This window comes from Gottfriedia sp. NPDC058432 (assembly GCF_042721555.1).
In the GTDB taxonomy this organism is placed as follows: domain Bacteria; phylum Bacillota; class Bacilli; order Bacillales; family Bacillaceae_G; genus Gottfriedia.
In genome coordinates, this window is sequence record NZ_JBHXLC010000039.1 from 1 (window position 1) to 16,256 (window position 16,256).

Below are 16,256 nucleotides of genomic sequence, written 5' to 3' on the forward strand. Positions count from 1 at the left end.
GCATAACTACCGCTAATTTATGTTCAGTAGTAAATTTAGTCATAAAAAATGCACCTCCAAATGTTAGTCGTGTCTAACATTTGGGGTGCACTTCAGTATACCGAGTAATGCTTCAAAACCACCCGAAATCCATTTCATATTTTTAACGTTAGATCCCATAAAATCTCCTTTTCAACATTAAAATGTTAATTTTTTCTAATAAATACTATTGTATTCGATATATTCTTTTACGGATAGTTTTTATTAAAAATTACAATTAAATTCAGTCTAAAGGATGAGAATTTCGGATAGTGTAAAATTTAAATAGGAAGAGACAAGAACTCTCACTTACATTTTATCAATTATATTGTTGTAAAAACGCTCTAACCGAATTTGCAATTGATTGCGCATCTTTAAGTTGCTCATTTTTAAAGCTAAGTGATGTTTTCTTTTCATCTAGTCCTAATGATTCTTGTAGTAAACCGGTTAAACCACGATGGGAACCAGCTTTATCGACTGCTACCACCATAAACAAACCATCTTTATTCGGTTCAATCATACATTCAATTTCATCAAATCTCCATTCTCTTTTAGAGCTTGGGACAAACTCCCACTCTTGATAGAATCGACCATTTTGAGCTTCTACCTCAACTTGGCGTAAACGGAAACCAAGAATTTTAAATGCTTCTACAAAGTTTGCTAATTCTTCATGTGCATGAACCTTTAAAAAATCAGTATCTGTTGGGTCTATACTTAAATCAATATCTAAATCAGTCTCAATCCAAACCTGTCCATGTCTTATTGTAATCGGTGTGTAAAATGGCAATTGGAACGAAAAAGGAATTACTTTTTGTTCATTTGCTTCAATTTTCATTTTGCCGGATACACGTTCTTCATGTAATTGGATTTTAACGTTTACTTCATCGTCTCCACTTTTCTTTTTAGCATAAGACTTCAATTTAAGCCCAATATGATTAATTTCTTGTGCAACTGAACCACCCTTAATTTCAACTACACCTTCAACAATTTTTCCTGGATATAAATCTTTAGTATGAATAATTGTATCTACCGAAGCTGCTCCAATTCCTAGTCTAGCTAGTACTTTTTTAAACATCAGATCCCCTCCAAAAAATTACTACTTTTCCATTATATAGTAGATTATCAGTCTTGAATAATCTAAATTTAGTAATTATTCCCTTCTATACATTATGAATAAAAGAAATAATTATGTAACTAGTGAAAGTTGAATTAGTAGACAAGTTATTTATAGGATAAGCATATTTTATAATATGAAATTAATTTTGGAGGTGTCTTATGCACTTTATTTTTATTAAGAAAAAATGGTTATTAATTTGCTTTCTCCTTGTTGTTATTGGATTAAGTGGTTGGTATTACTTAACACCAAATTCAGTTCAAACTGCAGTAGAGCAGCAACACGTAAAAACAATAGACATCGATATGATTACAGCAGAATTTAGTACAAAGTTAGATGATGGAACGGAAATTGAAGCCTATAGATGGGATCCAGGTACGATCGTTATTGAAAAAAACCAAAAAGTAAATTTAAAAATTCATGGAATAAACGGGAAAGAACATAGTTTTCATATCGAAGGAACGAATATCTCGGGTGTAGTGACCAAAGGTAAAACTACTGAAGTACCTTTATTCTTTAAAAAAGAAGGTACATACCGATTAATTTGTGATACTCATTCACATGATGGAGCACCAATGATTGGTTATATTGTTGTAGATTAATTATTTAATAACTGAAGTAGATAAACAAAACTGACCTAGATGGAAAACCAATTAATTGTATGGCATGAAAAAGATATTAAAAATAGTCTAGTTTACTAAATTTACTATCTTTTTTCTTATTCATCTTTATCTAATTGATACTTTACGTTCATTTTTACCCTTTTTTAAAGTAATTTGTTTACTCCAAGTACCTTCCATTGGGAGTTCTAAGCTCACTTCATATATACCTGTATTTATTTTCTTCATACTCGCTTCAACATGATGATTCATACTTTTCATTTCCATTTTAAAATTAACCGAATCCACATCGACTTCTTTTCCATCTGAATTCACTAAATTAACTTGATACACATGAGTCTGGTCTTTATTTGTTAATTTTTTTTCGTTAATTGATAATTGAATTTGATCTAAAAAAGGGCTCGATTTAAATTCAGCCTTCTTTCCACAGCCAGAACAAACTAGTAAAATACATAACATGGTTATGAATATGTATCGTAATTTCTTCAATAACATCACTCCTATTCAGATAAATCCTCACCCTAACTTTACTAAAAAAGGTTACATTAAATTTGTGATATAAATGATAAAACATAAATAAAAATAAATTTATTCTTATCTCATTCATACATGCTAGCTTATTAAACATATAATTGAACGTTATAACTCAACATCAATGGTTCCAACATAGGGAGGAGTTTAACTTAATGTTTTTAGAATGGGCTAGCATTGTATTAACTGTTCTACTTTCATCATATGTCATCCTAATCGCAAATAGAAAAAAAGAAAAACTTTCTTGTACAGTCGGAAAAATGATCAGTATGACAAATTCAATGATGACAAGTGTCACTGTGGGTACTATCTTTGGTATTTTATTTCGGAATACAGATTTAGCGATTCCTACAATTATTTCAATGACTGTAGGCATATTAATAGGATACTTAACAGGTAAACCTTTATCATTAATGGCTATATTAGAAGGAATAACTGCGGGAATCATGGGTGGAATGATGGGAGCAATGCTTGGCATTATGCTACAGGAAACTTATTTAAACATATTAATCTATTATATTGACGTTGTTTTTGTATTAGTTACAATCCTATTAATTAAGGTGATTGATCAAGAAGTTAACAAATTCAATAAAAATGAAAAATCTTTACAATGAATTTGATCAGTAAAATGGCCTACCTATTTTAAATTAGGTAGGCTATCATATTTTAGTAAAAACATTAAATACGATCTAAATGAGTTGTATCGCAAAGTACTTTGAATTCCAACTCTTTATCTTCTTCAAAATTAATAATTGTTAAACTTGTTCCATGGACATATGGTAGATCCCATAATTTTTCATTTGGAGATTGCTTTAAATGAGCTACAATTGTTGCCAATACAACTGCATGTGTAACAATTAATATATTTCCTTCTTCATTTGAATTTAAAATATTTTGGATTACATTACCTACTCTTTCTCTTAAGTCTAGTAAACTCTCACCTTGATGTGGACTATGATCGTATAAATGTGGTGTTTTCCAAAGTGATTCAAATTCATTTTCAAAGCCCTCATCAATTTCTTGTTTCGTTTTCCCTTCCCAATCACCAAAATTAATCTCTTTTAAATCATCTTCTTCAATAATTGGAATGGCGGGATTGTTTTTTAAAATATTTGCAGTTGTTACTGCACGTTTACTCGAACTAGTATATATTTTACTAAAACTCACTTTTGCTAATTTTTCACTTAATAATTTAGCATCGCTAATCCCACTAGCAGTAAGTTCGGAATCTTTTGAGCCTTGTAATCGATTTTCGATATTCCACACCGTTTCACCATGTCTTGTTAAATAAATTGTTAACAACTTTAGTCCTCCAGCTTTTGTAAATTATTCATTAACTTGTTTTTCTTCTCTTCGTTCATATAATATACCTGCGATTAAGGCTAATAAAACATTTGTTATTAACAATGGGCTAAACCCAGCACCACAGACAAATGATAGAAATAACGCAATAATAGCGAAAAGGATTGGTAAATTCATTTTGTATTCTCCTTAAATATGAAGTTAATGATTTTTAAATACAAATATTAATAATTTATATTAAAAATCATTAAACAAGGGTTTTATTAGTAAATTGTTTTACTTCCTTATAAAACAATTCCTTCTCTTCTAAAAATGGATAATGGTTACTTTCATTTAAAATGACTAATTTTGAATTTTCAATTCCTTCAGCCATTTCTTCTGAATATTCGATTGGGCATTGTACATCATGTTTGCCACAAATGATTAAAGTTGGACAGCTTATTAATGCTAACTTTTTTGTTACATCGTAAATTTGATATTCCCTATTAAAATAATTTAGTCGAATTGCTGACATTTTTTTAGATATAGGTAAGTTAAAATATTCATGAAAACGTTCAGGCTTATGTAAAGATAACTTTGTCCGCTCAATTGATAGAGCTTCTCTTTCTTCATTAGACAATGCAGTACTTTTTAGTTTTTCAATTAATTCTTGTATGTTATTAAATTGTGGATGAGCTCTGTTATAAATACAGTCTTTTGAAAATGTTGAATAGTCTCTCGCTGCAGCCCCAACAATAATATTATGATTTAAAGAATTTGAAAAATAGATCCCATAAATAATTCCAAGCATTCCACCGGTAGAATGACCAGCAAAATTCCAGGATGAATAACCAAATGTTTTCCTAATTTCTTCTAAATCAAAAATTGTTTCTAACATACTCAATTCATATGGAAAATGTGCTTTTTCAGAATTACCCGTTTCTCTTAAGTTTATTAAATATACTTTAAATAATTTAGTAAATGAATTTGCAAAATAATCTCCTGTATCATTAAACTCAGAGTAATTATGTGTGACACATAAAGGATCTCCTTCACCTTTACAAAATACTTCAAACGTACCTCGTTTTGTATTAATTAGTTTTCGTTCCCATTTCTCCATAGCGTTTAAACCCCTACTTTTTTACATACCTACTATTTCTTGAAAATAGGTACTAATTCCTATCATCTTAATAATTGTTCACATATTATTCATAATTTAATAATACATAAAATTCAGTTATCTCCGAACGATATAATACCAAACTTCTTCTTCTCCAAAGTAGTTACCTGTCGAATTAAATTCGGATTGCTTGTATAAATTCATAGCTAATTTATTATCTTTATGAACTGTTAATCGAATCTCATTGCATTGCTGAAATTTATTTGTAATCCATTTTATCATTTCAGCAAATGCTAATTTACCATAACCTTGACCTTGAAACCGTTTATCAATTAAAAACCCATTGATCCAATAACTATTTGTCGTATGTTCTTCAAAAGCATGCATTATAAATCCGACCATTGTCTGATCATCATAAATTGCAAATGGGATATATTCCACATTTTCGCCATCTGGTTTTATATATACTTTTGCAATGGATACTGCAACAGAAGGAACAAAATGCAATTGTTCTTTATCTACTTCAAGTTTAATAGCTTCTTCCCAATTTTCTCTCGTAACGATTTTTAAATGAATAGTCATCGATAGCCTCCCTTTGCCCCTAAATTTTAATCTCTTATATCATATCACTTTCTTTACTAATTTCAGAAATTTCCGATATTTCGGTAAATGAAATTTTTAATCGAATGCGAATATTTTTTAGTCTTTAGGTAATAACAACCTTGAAAAGCAATTTTTCATATTTACTAACTAATTTTTATTTAGCTAGTACATTTAATAAATATGAAAGGAAAATATTATGAAAAAAATTGTTATTATTCTCTCTATCTTATTTGCATTTGCTTTTGGTTCCTTAGCTGGCATTGGTTTTAGTAAAGCTGAATTTGCAAGAAGCACACAAGAACATAATGTTATGTCTACTAATTGGTTTCAATCCTCTGCGGAAAACAAGGCTTTGCAAATTCAAATTTATAATCAGGCAAAAGAAGAACTTGCCGAAACAATGGTAAAAAAGAAAGCAAGTGATAAATTAAATAATAAAGCAAAACCAGCCGCAGTTGTTTTAGACATTGATGAAACTATTCTAGATAATTCCCCAGATACAGCTTGGTCAATTAAAAATAATACTTCCTACCCACAAGGCTGGGATGAATGGATCCATATGGCAAAAGCTGATTTAATCCCTGGTGCAAAAGATTTCTTGTTAGCAGCGACAAAAATGAATGTTGATGTTTTTTATCTTACAAATCGTCCCGAAAAAACACGAGATGATACAATTAAAAATTTGAATTTACATGGATTACCGAATGTTGACTCAAAACATTTATATTTAAAAACAGATACAGCTCAAAAAGGACAAAGACAAGCAGAGATCGCAAAAACTCATGAAATTGTTATGTTAATAGGTGATAATTCAAACGATTTATCAGATATTTTTTATAAAGCTGATCTGAAAACTCGAAAAGATAATGTCGATAAAATTGCAAAAGATCTAGGTATAAAGTATATCCAATTACCTAATCCAATGTATGGAGATTGGGAAGATGCAATCTATCATTACAAAATGTCAAAAACTGCTGATGAAAAAGCAGTCGATCGATATAAGGCTTTACATCCAATGAAATAGATACTAAGGTTAGATGAGTTAATTTTGACTTATCTGACCTTTTTATTTTATAAGTTGATTTGAAAAAATTGGCCATCTAATTAGCATCCCTTGAATATATTCTATAAATTATTAGTAATATTTAAGTTAAATTTCTTCATTATAAAGGTTTAAATCCTTCCACCCTTCAAATGCATTTCTAAATATTCTCGAAATATTTTCATCTTTACTAATTAATAAATTATAGGATGAGTCCCAAAATACTATTTCAAATAAAGCCTTTGGATGTTGCGTTTTCGGATTTGGTACCCAAAAACTTGGGTTACCATCTGCAAATGGAATGATTTCTAAATTACTTAGTTCAATCTTTTCATTTTTAGGGAAAGCTGAAAATACACCCCAAGATAAACTAAAATATTTATGTTCAGTAATCTTTGAAATGTTTTTATGTGGTATCCAATATATTTCTAAAATGTCATTGTCACTATTTTTTATTCGATAGTTCTCAATAGTTTCACTAAATTCTTCAAAATAAAAATCTGTATCAGATATTAGCCAGTTATATTCATTGTGAAGCCCACTGAGTGCTTGAAAAACTTCGAATGGAGAATAAAACACTTCTGTTATTGTATTCATTTATTTCCCCCGTATAGTATGTTTAATTAGCTTTATCCTGTTAGTATTTATGCAAGTTTAAGTCATTAAAACTGAATATCCGATTTTAGTTAACTTTACTAAATCTACAACATTTGATTTGCGATATTAATGATATATTGTTTATTCTTTTCAGTGTTTTCAATAGTTGAAACATAATTAAGTTCATAATAAATACCTTTTTTATTGAAAACAAGCGTATTTTCTTCTGTATTAAAATCTTCTTTATTGTTATCAAGTTTATATGATACACCTACAGTAGAATTTCCTGTATAAGTTCCACGTACCCCACCCTTCAATTCAACTATTTCATTCGATTCATTTTCTTCTATTTCAAGTTCAGGTTTATAATTATGAACTGTAACAAGTACTATAAATAGGGTCGACTTATCAATATGAGAAAGACTATATTGTACATCTAATTTCTTTCCTTTATGATCCATATCATTTATAGATAATGTTTTAATAGGATCGACTTCAAGTGGTAAATTATTAGGAATCTTCAATTTAAAAGGAAGTGCATCAAAACCTTCTTCGATCGAAGAGGATTCATAAGTAATTGGTAATATTTTTCTTTGTTCTTTTGTAAGTTCTGGTAGTTCAAACTTTTTTAATTTTGAAGTATCTAGCGATGGATTTTTTTCATTTTCACAACCAAATGGTATTAATAATGACGTTAGACCAATTAATAATATTTTTTTCATTTTCATGCTCCATTAGATAAGTTTAATAGGATAATATTTTCATATTATAAAATTATATCATTTCTAGTTTTATTTAACTTAAACATCTCCTCCTTATTATCCATACGATGGGTTTTCAACACATGAAAATCGTCAAAACTCCCGAATTACCACTATTTAAATGCTCTAAAATTTATTTTCGAAATTTTCTTTAAACATTGGTCTGATCGGCATTGATTTATGCAGGAAAATGACTTCACAATGAGGAATTTATTCTAAAAACAAATTTTTTGTCTTCGGGTATTGTAGCCTTGACTTAAAAAATATAATTTTCAGGTGTTTCTTTTCTACAAAAATGATTTTACGAAATTTATTCAAATCAATGATCTCACCAATTTTTCCTAGGGTTTGTATTAATGAATATACAAGGAGATGTGACAAAATGTTAGAAGTAGGAAATTTAAAGGAAACTGAACAAACCATTTTTAATCACACTGGTCCGTTTATCCAAACTATTGATCGCGATATTGAGATTCTAACTCGACAAGAGGAACCATTAGTTGTCTTACTGGATAATGTTTTAAGTGATGATGAATGTGACGAGCTAATAACCCATGCGAAATTGCGCATGAAACGATCAAAAATTGGGTTATCTCGTGAAGAAAATGAGATGCGAACAAGTAGTGGTATGTTTTTTGAGGAAAGTGAAACGGAGCTTATCAAACGTATTGAAAAACGAATCGAAACGATCATGAATATTCCAATCGAACATGCAGAACCATTACAAGTTCTTCATTACGAGCCAGGACAGCAGTATAAACCGCATTTTGATTACTTTTCCAATCACCGGACAAATAATAATAGGATTAGTACACTCATTCTCTATTTAAATGATGTGGAAGAAGGCGGCGAAACGATTTTCCCTACACTTAATTACTCTTTTGCCGCCAAAAAAGGTACTGGTTTATACTTTGAATATTTTTATCAGGATGAAGCAATCAATGAATTAACGATTCATGCAGGTAGCCCTGTAATTAGCGGAGAAAAATGGGTTGCGACGCAGTGGATGAGACGACAACGTATTCGTTAGTATTAAACGAAATAAAAATATATTTAATATAATATTTTGCATAATAAGGACTAAATATTTCAGATAATTCCAATAATATTTGGTCCTTTTTTATTTAAGATGGTTTCATTATGCTTTTTAAGTTACTCATGAACCCTTTATGTATGTCTAAATCTCTCTTTTTTCCTTTATTCCTTACTCATGGACCCCCTAAGAGTAACCAAATCTTACTCTTTTCCTTTTTAACTTACTCATGAACCCTCTATTAATTCCAAATCTCTCTTTTTTCCTTTTTAACTTACTCATGAACACCTTATGAGTTACTACAAATCTATTTTTTCCTTTTTAACTTACTCATGAACCCTCTATGAGTTACCAAATCTCTCTTTTTTCCTTTTTAACTTACTCATGAACCCTTTATGTATGTCTAAATCTCTCTTTTTTCCTTTATTCCTTACTCATGAACACCCTATAAGTTACTAAAACTCATTCCCCCCCTAATTCCCTTCCTCATAAACCCTCAACGAAATCCATCATCAAAAAAAACGCAAGGTAACAACCTTGCGCTTCACAATTTAATAGTTTATTCAACTTCCTTCAAAAAGCTTTCCACCACTCGTATATACTCTTCTGGCTCTTCTATGTACGGCATATGTGCGCTTTGCTCAAATACGTGGAATTTTCCATTAGGTGTTAGCTCGCTGAAATATTCTGTTGATTTAGGTGTTGCTTCATCATATCTTCCGCAAGTATACATTGTAGGGACTTGGATGTCTTTTAATTTTGAAGTGCAGTCAAAATCCTTTAAGTTTCCTGTTACATGAAACTCGGAAGGTCCCCACATAATATTGTAAACTTCTGGATTTCTATAATGTTTTCCTTTTTTTAGGAATTCTGGATATGGGTCTAATCTGCAAACAAAATGGTTGTTAAATACAGCGTTTGCATATTTGTATTCCTCTGAATCTGTTGTTCCATTTTCCTCGCATTTTATTAATGTTTCTTGGACATCAAGCGGGAGTAGTTTTCGATTTCGATCTTGATCCTCAGCCCATAATGGAGCGCTTAAACAAGGACTTGAAAAGATTATACTCTTCACTCCAACTGGTCTCGATAAATAATAAGCTGCAGCAAGTGTTGTTCCCCATGAGTGACCTAGAATGTGAAACTCATCAAGCGAAAGCGCCTCTCGGATTTGTGCTAATTCTTCAACAAATCGAGCAATATTCCATAAAGTGGTATTTGTTGGACGGTCTGACTTTCCACAGCCTAACTGATCATAAAAAATAACTGGACGATCTTCAGCTAATACGTGAAGACCTTGCATGGAATAATGCGATGATCCAGGTCCTCCATGTAAAACAACAACAGGGATTTTAGATGAATTCTTATTATGAACTTGATACCACACCTTACCGCCTGTTACTTCAATAAATCCCTCAATCACATTCATTTATTTCTCTCCTTTTCATTCAAGAACAGTATATTTTTAAGAAAATAACTAACAATCATACATTGGTTTTTTTGATGAAATAAGATAGTACAAAAGGAATCGTTGGTAGAAAAACAACCAATTTAATCCAGCTCTCTGCACCACCAAAATATAGTGTTGGTATTATTAATGCAACTCCGCTCACTATTAATGTTTTCCATGATTTTTTCCATTGACCCCAAACTAATAGAATGAATCCAGAACAAATTAACAACCAAAAAATTAACCCTACCCAATAGAATCCAGCATCTTCCATTAATTCACACCTTAGTCAGATTTATGTATTACAGGAAATCTCTTCAGTTAACAATCCTTCAATAAACGATCGGTCTTCTTTATTTCTTTTGTATGCTTGGATAATTTCTTTATTTATCTGAATTTTACCACATTTTTATTTTAAATAGATAAACATTATGAATTTACAAGATAATCCTTACCTCTACAGTTTCATTCTATGATTGTAAGTTAAGTCAGGTATTTTTCTTAAACAGCTTTATTCAAAGAAGTTGTGAATAGTCATGAATTATTATGAGATGAAATAATATAGGAAAGAAAGACATTTAAAAGCCAATGGGGGCGATTAAATTGGCATATGTAGAACTTGATTCTCATACAAAGCTCTATTATGAAGATCACGGAGAAGGTCAAACAGTTATTTTTGTTCATGGAGTTATGATGAGTAGTAGGTTTTTTCATAAACAAGTTCCGTATTTTAGTAAAAATTATCGTGTTATTACTTTAGACTTACGAGCACATGGAAAGTCCTCAAAAGTTCAATCTGGGCATACTGTAGCACAGTACGCTCGTGATTTAAAATGCTTTATAGAAAAATTAGATTTAAAGGATGTAATTTTAGTAGGCTGGTCAATGGGAGCTTTTGTATTGTGGGATTATGTTAATCAATTTGGCAGTAAAAATATTAAGGCGCTAACAGTTGTTGATCAATCTGCATCCGATTATATATGGCCAGATTGGGAGTTTGGAGCATTTGATTTTACGATTTTAAAAAATGTAATGCAGTCTATCCAAGAAGATCAAAACAAATTTAATAGCGATTTTATATATGGTATGTATATGGATCAACCAGATCCAAAAGAACATAAATGGATTTTAAAAGAAATGAATAAGTTACCTGCAGCGATTGCAAGTACAATAGTATTTAATCAAACTGCTGTAGATTATCGGGATACTCTTTGTAATGTCGATATTCCAACATTAATTTGTTTTGGTAGCCATGGATTTTTTCCATTAGCTGCTGGTGAGTTTATTCAAAAAAATATAAAAGGTTCAAAATTTGTTCCATTTTATAATAGTAGTCATCTTTTGTTTTTGGAAGAAACAGATAAGTTCAATCAGGAGTTAGACGAATTTTTTAAAGAAGTACAAAAATCCGGAAAAGGAAAAACAAAATCTAGAAAAAAAGAAAAAAGAAAAGCGGGAAACTAAATGGTGAACAAGGATTGCAGGATTTAGGTGTTAAAGGATTGAAAAACTTTGTTTTCAACTCTTGCACTACCTGCTTTTCTTGTTTTCATGCTTCCTGCCATTAACCTCACTTAAACCAACCTTTTTCTTTTGATTGTTTTATAGCTTCGATTCTATTTTTAACTTCTAATTTGTCCAAAATCATAGATATATAATTTCTCACTGTTCCTGTTTTTAGACTCAATTCATCCGCAATTTCTTGTGTGTTCTTACCATCGGCTACTAGCTCTAAAACTTCTTTTTCTCGGTCAGTTAATGGATTTTCCTCGGCGTATACATCATCCATTAGTTCCGGAGCATAGATTCTCTTCCCGGCAATAATACTTCTTATTGAGCTTGCTAACTCATCACTTGGGCTATCCTTTAATAAATATCCTTTTACACCAGCTTTTAATGCTCTTTGAAAATATCCAGATCTAGCGAAAGTTGTTAAAATAATCACTTTACAATCGAAAGCCTTTAGTTCTTCTGCAGCCTCAAGTCCAGTTTTACCAGGCATTTCAATATCCATTATACAAATGTCAGGTTGTAATTGCTTGACTAGTTTAACTGCTTCTTCTCCGTTTGATGCTTGACCAACAACTTCCATATCATCTTCTAGATTAAGCAAAGAACCAAGAGCACCTAATAGCATTCGTTGGTCTTCAGCAATTACGATCCTAATCATACTAGTTCCTCCACTTCAATTTGTTTTACATCGATTGGAACTTTCATAATTAAAGTCATTCCATGTTCACAGTTTACCTCTAACGTTCCATTCACAAATTCGAGTCGTTCCTTCATGCCAATTAACCCATAACCGGTTGTGAATTTTTCCAAATTACAACCAACTCCATTATCGATAACCGAAAAAATTATTTCATTTTTCATTTGTTTAATTGATATTCTACATAAAGTGGCATTACTATGTTTTACAACATTTGTTACGGCTTCCTTTAAACACATACTCACAATATTTTCTGTCAGTAAGGATACATTTGTAAGTTGAAAGTTATCGTTACAATCGACTGTAATTTCAGCCGCATGCAAAATTTGCTTGATTCTTATTAGTTCATCTTTAATTCGAATCCCTCTCATTTGAGAAACTATTTTTCGAACCTCATTTAAAGCTGTTCTGGCCGTTTGTTGTACATCTTTTAATTCATTTTGAGCAAGATCTGGATCCTTTGTGATTAACTTTCTAGCTAAATCACTTTTTAAGCCAATCAGTGAAAGTTTTTGACCGAGTGTATCATGTAAATCACGAGCAATTCGTTGACGCTCTTCTAGTTTTACAAGATCCGAAATACGTTTATTAGCATCTACTAGCTTTTCTTCTAATTGCCCTCTTTCATTTCGACTGTAAAGACTAAATGGTAACAAAATAACGCTAATCCAAGTAATGATAATAAATGGAAGCTGCCTAATGATTAATTCTTCTTGAAGGATAATCGTGATGTTGATTGAAATTGTAGTAATAACTAAATGAAGGATATATAAAGTTAAAAATGTAACTCGATTTTTTCTCTTTCCAATCATATAGGCTATAAAAAAAGCAAAATATACATAACTAAAAAGTATATTCATTGAAGTAGAAATGATGATTAAGATGGATGACCATAGAAAAATTGACCATCCTTTTGATATGTACGCCAATCGATAGATTATAAAAAATGATATTGTTAGTAAAATTCCTATTATGATTCTTAAAGTGGAGTGTGCAGAAAGAAAAATAAAATAAAATGGCGAAATTCCTAAAACTGTCCAAATATATGGAGAGATTCCTGTACTTTTTAGGAAACCTAAATATCTTTTAAACATAAATTTACCTCATTATTCAAACATTTTGTGACCTTCTTTAACAATCTTATCATATTTTAGCAAAGTTATTCTTTATAAAATACATCGAAAGTTCAGACAGTGTCTGAACTTTCGCGATTTACTTTATAGATTGATTTTATATCTTTAAATCCTACAAATTGCTTTGTTTCTTCATCCCATAATTTGAATTTTAAAGATGTTAAACTTGTTTTTAGTGTAATCGTTGGTACATTTTGTAATGGAAGCGTATTATTATGAACAGACTCTAAATTATAATTCGGTACCCTTGGACTTAAATGATGAACATGGTGGTATCCAATATTACCTGTTATCCATTGCAATAATTTTGGAAGTTTATAAAAAGAGCTTCCTTCAACCGCTGCTTTTACATATTCCCAATTCGTATCTTCTTCAAAATAAGTGTCTTCAAATTGATGCTGTACATAGAACAGCCAAATTCCTAATACTGCCGAAATGAAAAAGATCGGACCTTCTACTAATAAATATTTTTCCCAACCTATTGTATAGCAAAACAAAGCTGAAACCCCAACAATTAAAAGATTAGTTAAATAAGTGTTTAATCTTTCTTTTAATTTTGCATTTTTCGTATTGAATCGATTTGAAATTAACACGATATAAATTGGTCCTAAACCAAACATGATTAATGGATTACGGTATAGACGATATTGTACTTTTGTCCAGAACGGTGCTGCAACGTACTCTTCAACAGTTAAAACCCACATATCTCCAATTCCGCGCTTATCTAAGTTACCACTTGTCGCATGGTGGATTGAATGACTGTGCTTCCACTGGCTGAATGGGAATAAAGTAACAACGCCTGTAATTGTCCCAAGAACTTTATTTGCTGTTTTATTCTTAAAAAATGATTGATGACAACAATCATGGAAGATGATAAATATCCTTATTAAGAATAGTGCAGCAACAATATCAATAAAGATCGTTAATACTACTGAAATAGAACTACTTTTATAGGCTAAATACCACAAAAAGATAAATGGGATAAACGTATTGATCATTTGCCAAATACTAGCTTTTAAATTTGATTTTTCATAAGGAATAATTTGCTTTCGTAAACTCTTTTGATTTTCTTTTGACATTTAGAAGTTCCTTCCTAATGTTGTAACATTTCATTGTTATATTATCCTAATTATATAAGTTAATTTTCCCAGTGGTAGTAGCAGGCGTCATATGAAAAAGATGACAAATGTCATATTAAATAAAACGTTTACTTTCAACATTGGTTCTATAAAAACACATTTATTAGAATGTTTAATTTTTTGGTAAATATGATAGTTTTTTCATAAAAAAAAAATAATACTCAAATAGTATTACTTTTTAATCAGTTAGAACTCTATAACAAATGATTTTTTATGGTGTTGCCACTTTTTTATTCTTTTTTATTTTACCAAAAGGTTTAAAATACGTAATGAATGTCATGAATGCTAAGCAACTTAAGTTAAATATTCCAGTTATAATAATTGAAAGCCAAGTTGATTCAAATTTATTTTCATTAAGTGCACTTATCCCTAATCCTTCAGCGGTTTTTACTAAATACGCGAACCAATCATTAATCAAAATGATTCCAATCAAAATAATTAAAACTGTTAGTACGAGTTTAATAACAACCCAATAATACTTTACTAATCCCCACTGAGTCCAAATTGAAAGTAAAATTCCTGTAACTAAAGTTGCAAGTGCAGGATATTTTAGTAAATTTTCATCAATGATATGCATACTCGATAATGTATAAATAAGCTGCTCTGAGTATTGCGCATTTTTCAAATATAATCCTAATATTATTAAACTTAATGTACCACCAAACCAAGCACATATTGCTAAAACATGTACACTAACTAATATATTTTTTTTCGTTAAATTTATTTTCTTTTTAGCCACTATTCTATTCCCTCCGTTTTTATGAATTTTATACTTTTCATCATAGTGGCTAGATATAAAACTACTATTATCAATTTCTTAAATAATTCTTAAATATCTCTGCGATTAAATTACTTATTGATTTACGACCTGGTTCTTTTCTTTACTTCTTTGTTCAATCAAACTTACCTGTTCTGAATAAAGATGATAATATTAATACATTAATTGACAGAAATAACAAGATAATCTAAGGTCTTGTAAGAATATGAGGATAACTGACAAATTTGTGTTTTTTTGGGGTAACGATGATATTTTCTCAAACTTTTATTACTTCCCTTTCATACATCAAGGAATAGAATTCAAATGGTCAGAGCAAGCAATTATGTATCGAAAAGCAAATTTATTTGGTGCCAAAAATATTGCTGATCGAATACTAAAAGCCCAGACACCTAAGCAATGTAAAGATTTAGGGAGAAGCACTGAAATACCGTTCGATGAAAAAGTTTGGATAGCAAATCGTGAAATAATTTATGGGGACGTTTTATTTGATAAATTTTCTAACACCATACTAAAATCGGAAATACTAGCAACGGGTAATAAAATTTTAGTTGAAGCTAGTCCTTTTGATAAGATTTGGGGAATTGGTATAGGCAAAAACGATAAACGTGCAGAAAATCCTAAACGGTGGAAAGGGCTAAATCTACTTGGGAAAGTTTTAATGGAAGTACGAAGTAAATTAAAATAATGTAACAAAATTCAATTATAAACCGTGATAAACCATCTAATTTGATGGTTTATTATTTTTTGTCTAATGGCTTTAAAATGCAATAACTCAATTAAATAAAAAAGAGCCATCCATTAAGTCAGCACAACTAACTTACTAGATC

20 protein-coding genes are annotated in these 16,256 nt (G+C 30.4%); 6 read left to right on the plus strand and 14 right to left on the minus strand.

The genetic code is table 11. The features are described from left to right. Nucleotides 1–337: 337 nt before the first annotated feature. Entirely contained in the window at nt 338–1,093 is a 756-nt protein-coding gene (locus tag ACFWM3_RS23580; RefSeq protein WP_390313140.1) for a sporulation protein, read from the minus strand. Nucleotides 1,094–1,293: 200 nt separating this feature from the next. Between ACFWM3_RS23580 and ACFWM3_RS23585 the strand changes: the two genes are divergently transcribed. After that, nucleotides 1,294–1,734 (plus strand): cupredoxin domain-containing protein, encoded by a 441-nt coding sequence (locus ACFWM3_RS23585; RefSeq protein ID WP_390313141.1) that lies wholly within the window; start codon nt 1,294–1,296, stop codon nt 1,732–1,734. A gap of 126 nt (nt 1,735–1,860) precedes the next feature. On the opposite strand, the gene ACFWM3_RS23590 is transcribed toward ACFWM3_RS23585, so the two are convergent. After that, a complete protein-coding gene (locus ACFWM3_RS23590) occupies nt 1,861–2,241 on the minus strand; it encodes a FixH family protein (RefSeq protein ID WP_056466034.1) in 381 nt (126 codons plus the stop codon). A gap of 197 nt (nt 2,242–2,438) precedes the next feature. On the opposite strand from ACFWM3_RS23590, the gene ACFWM3_RS23595 reads away from it, so the two are divergent. After that, entirely contained in the window at nt 2,439–2,897 is a 459-nt protein-coding gene (locus ACFWM3_RS23595) for a hypothetical protein (RefSeq protein ID WP_390313142.1), read from the plus strand. A 64-nt stretch (nt 2,898–2,961) separates the two neighbouring features. Here the strand turns inward: ACFWM3_RS23595 and ACFWM3_RS23600 are convergent, their stop codons facing one another. From ACFWM3_RS23600 to ACFWM3_RS23615, 4 genes are all read right to left on the minus strand, one after another. After that, on the minus strand, nt 2,962–3,585 hold the full coding sequence (locus ACFWM3_RS23600; RefSeq protein WP_056466046.1) for a histidine phosphatase family protein: 624 nt from the start codon (nt 3,583–3,585) through the stop codon (nt 2,962–2,964). A gap of 24 nt (nt 3,586–3,609) precedes the next feature. Next, nucleotides 3,610–3,762, minus strand: a complete 153-nt coding sequence (locus tag ACFWM3_RS23605; RefSeq protein ID WP_156339590.1) for a hypothetical protein — start codon at nt 3,760–3,762, stop codon at nt 3,610–3,612. Between the two features lie 70 nt (nt 3,763–3,832). Beyond that, nucleotides 3,833–4,684: an alpha/beta fold hydrolase gene (locus tag ACFWM3_RS23610; protein WP_390313143.1), complete on the minus strand. Its 852-nt coding sequence runs from the start codon at nt 4,682–4,684 to the stop codon at nt 3,833–3,835. Between the two features lie 117 nt (nt 4,685–4,801). Then, complete coding sequence (locus ACFWM3_RS23615) at nt 4,802–5,266, minus strand: GNAT family N-acetyltransferase (protein ID WP_390313144.1); 465 nt, start codon at nt 5,264–5,266, stop codon at nt 4,802–4,804. 217 nt (nt 5,267–5,483) lie between these two features. Here ACFWM3_RS23615 and ACFWM3_RS23620 point away from each other — a divergent pair, with 217 nt between their 5' ends. After that, nucleotides 5,484–6,311: a 5'-nucleotidase, lipoprotein e(P4) family gene (locus ACFWM3_RS23620; RefSeq protein WP_390313145.1), complete on the plus strand. Its 828-nt coding sequence runs from the start codon at nt 5,484–5,486 to the stop codon at nt 6,309–6,311. 126 nt (nt 6,312–6,437) lie between these two features. Here the strand turns inward: ACFWM3_RS23620 and ACFWM3_RS23625 are convergent, their stop codons facing one another. Continuing rightward, complete coding sequence (locus ACFWM3_RS23625) at nt 6,438–6,926, minus strand: hypothetical protein (protein WP_056466053.1); 489 nt, start codon at nt 6,924–6,926, stop codon at nt 6,438–6,440. A gap of 104 nt (nt 6,927–7,030) precedes the next feature. Further along, complete coding sequence (locus ACFWM3_RS23630) at nt 7,031–7,648, minus strand: hypothetical protein (RefSeq protein WP_390313146.1); 618 nt, start codon at nt 7,646–7,648, stop codon at nt 7,031–7,033. Nucleotides 7,649–8,009: 361 nt separating this feature from the next. Here ACFWM3_RS23630 and ACFWM3_RS23635 point away from each other — a divergent pair, with 361 nt between their 5' ends. After that, nucleotides 8,010–8,717, plus strand: coding sequence for a 2OG-Fe(II) oxygenase (locus ACFWM3_RS23635; protein ID WP_390313147.1), 708 nt, complete (start codon nt 8,010–8,012; stop codon nt 8,715–8,717). 562 nt (nt 8,718–9,279) lie between these two features. On the opposite strand, the gene ACFWM3_RS23640 is transcribed toward ACFWM3_RS23635, so the two are convergent. Together ACFWM3_RS23640 and ACFWM3_RS23645 are read right to left on the minus strand one after the other, a co-directional pair. Next, a complete protein-coding gene (locus ACFWM3_RS23640) occupies nt 9,280–10,149 on the minus strand; it encodes a proline iminopeptidase-family hydrolase (RefSeq protein WP_390313148.1) in 870 nt (289 codons plus the stop codon). A gap of 55 nt (nt 10,150–10,204) precedes the next feature. Beyond that, nucleotides 10,205–10,444 (minus strand): hypothetical protein, encoded by a 240-nt coding sequence (locus tag ACFWM3_RS23645; RefSeq protein ID WP_390313149.1) that lies wholly within the window; start codon nt 10,442–10,444, stop codon nt 10,205–10,207. 329 nt (nt 10,445–10,773) lie between these two features. Here ACFWM3_RS23645 and ACFWM3_RS23650 point away from each other — a divergent pair, with 329 nt between their 5' ends. Then, nucleotides 10,774–11,634 carry an alpha/beta fold hydrolase gene (locus tag ACFWM3_RS23650; RefSeq protein ID WP_390313150.1) on the plus strand — a complete coding sequence of 287 codons (861 nt, stop codon included), beginning with the start codon at nt 10,774–10,776 and terminating at the stop codon, nt 11,632–11,634. A gap of 106 nt (nt 11,635–11,740) precedes the next feature. Here the strand turns inward: ACFWM3_RS23650 and ACFWM3_RS23655 are convergent, their stop codons facing one another. From ACFWM3_RS23655 to ACFWM3_RS23670, 4 genes are all read right to left on the minus strand, one after another. Further along, a complete protein-coding gene (locus ACFWM3_RS23655; RefSeq protein WP_056466079.1) occupies nt 11,741–12,340 on the minus strand; it encodes a response regulator transcription factor in 600 nt (199 codons plus the stop codon). Next, nucleotides 12,337–13,473, minus strand: a complete 1,137-nt coding sequence (locus ACFWM3_RS23660; RefSeq protein WP_056466081.1) for a sensor histidine kinase — start codon at nt 13,471–13,473, stop codon at nt 12,337–12,339. Before ACFWM3_RS23660 ends, ACFWM3_RS23655 begins: the two co-directional genes overlap by 4 nt. A 92-nt stretch (nt 13,474–13,565) precedes the next feature. After that, a complete protein-coding gene (gene desA, locus ACFWM3_RS23665) occupies nt 13,566–14,591 on the minus strand; it encodes a Delta(5) desaturase DesA (RefSeq protein ID WP_056466082.1) in 1,026 nt (341 codons plus the stop codon). A 271-nt stretch (nt 14,592–14,862) separates the two neighbouring features. Next, the gene (locus tag ACFWM3_RS23670) at nt 14,863–15,390 is read right to left on the minus strand and encodes a hypothetical protein (protein ID WP_390313151.1); all 528 of its coding nucleotides are present in this window, start codon (nt 15,388–15,390) and stop codon (nt 14,863–14,865) included. A gap of 244 nt (nt 15,391–15,634) precedes the next feature. On the opposite strand from ACFWM3_RS23670, the gene ACFWM3_RS23675 reads away from it, so the two are divergent. Beyond that, a complete protein-coding gene (locus ACFWM3_RS23675) occupies nt 15,635–16,114 on the plus strand; it encodes a riboflavin biosynthesis intermediates N-glycosidase (protein ID WP_390313152.1) in 480 nt (159 codons plus the stop codon). The last annotated feature ends 142 nt before the right edge of the window (nt 16,115–16,256 follow it).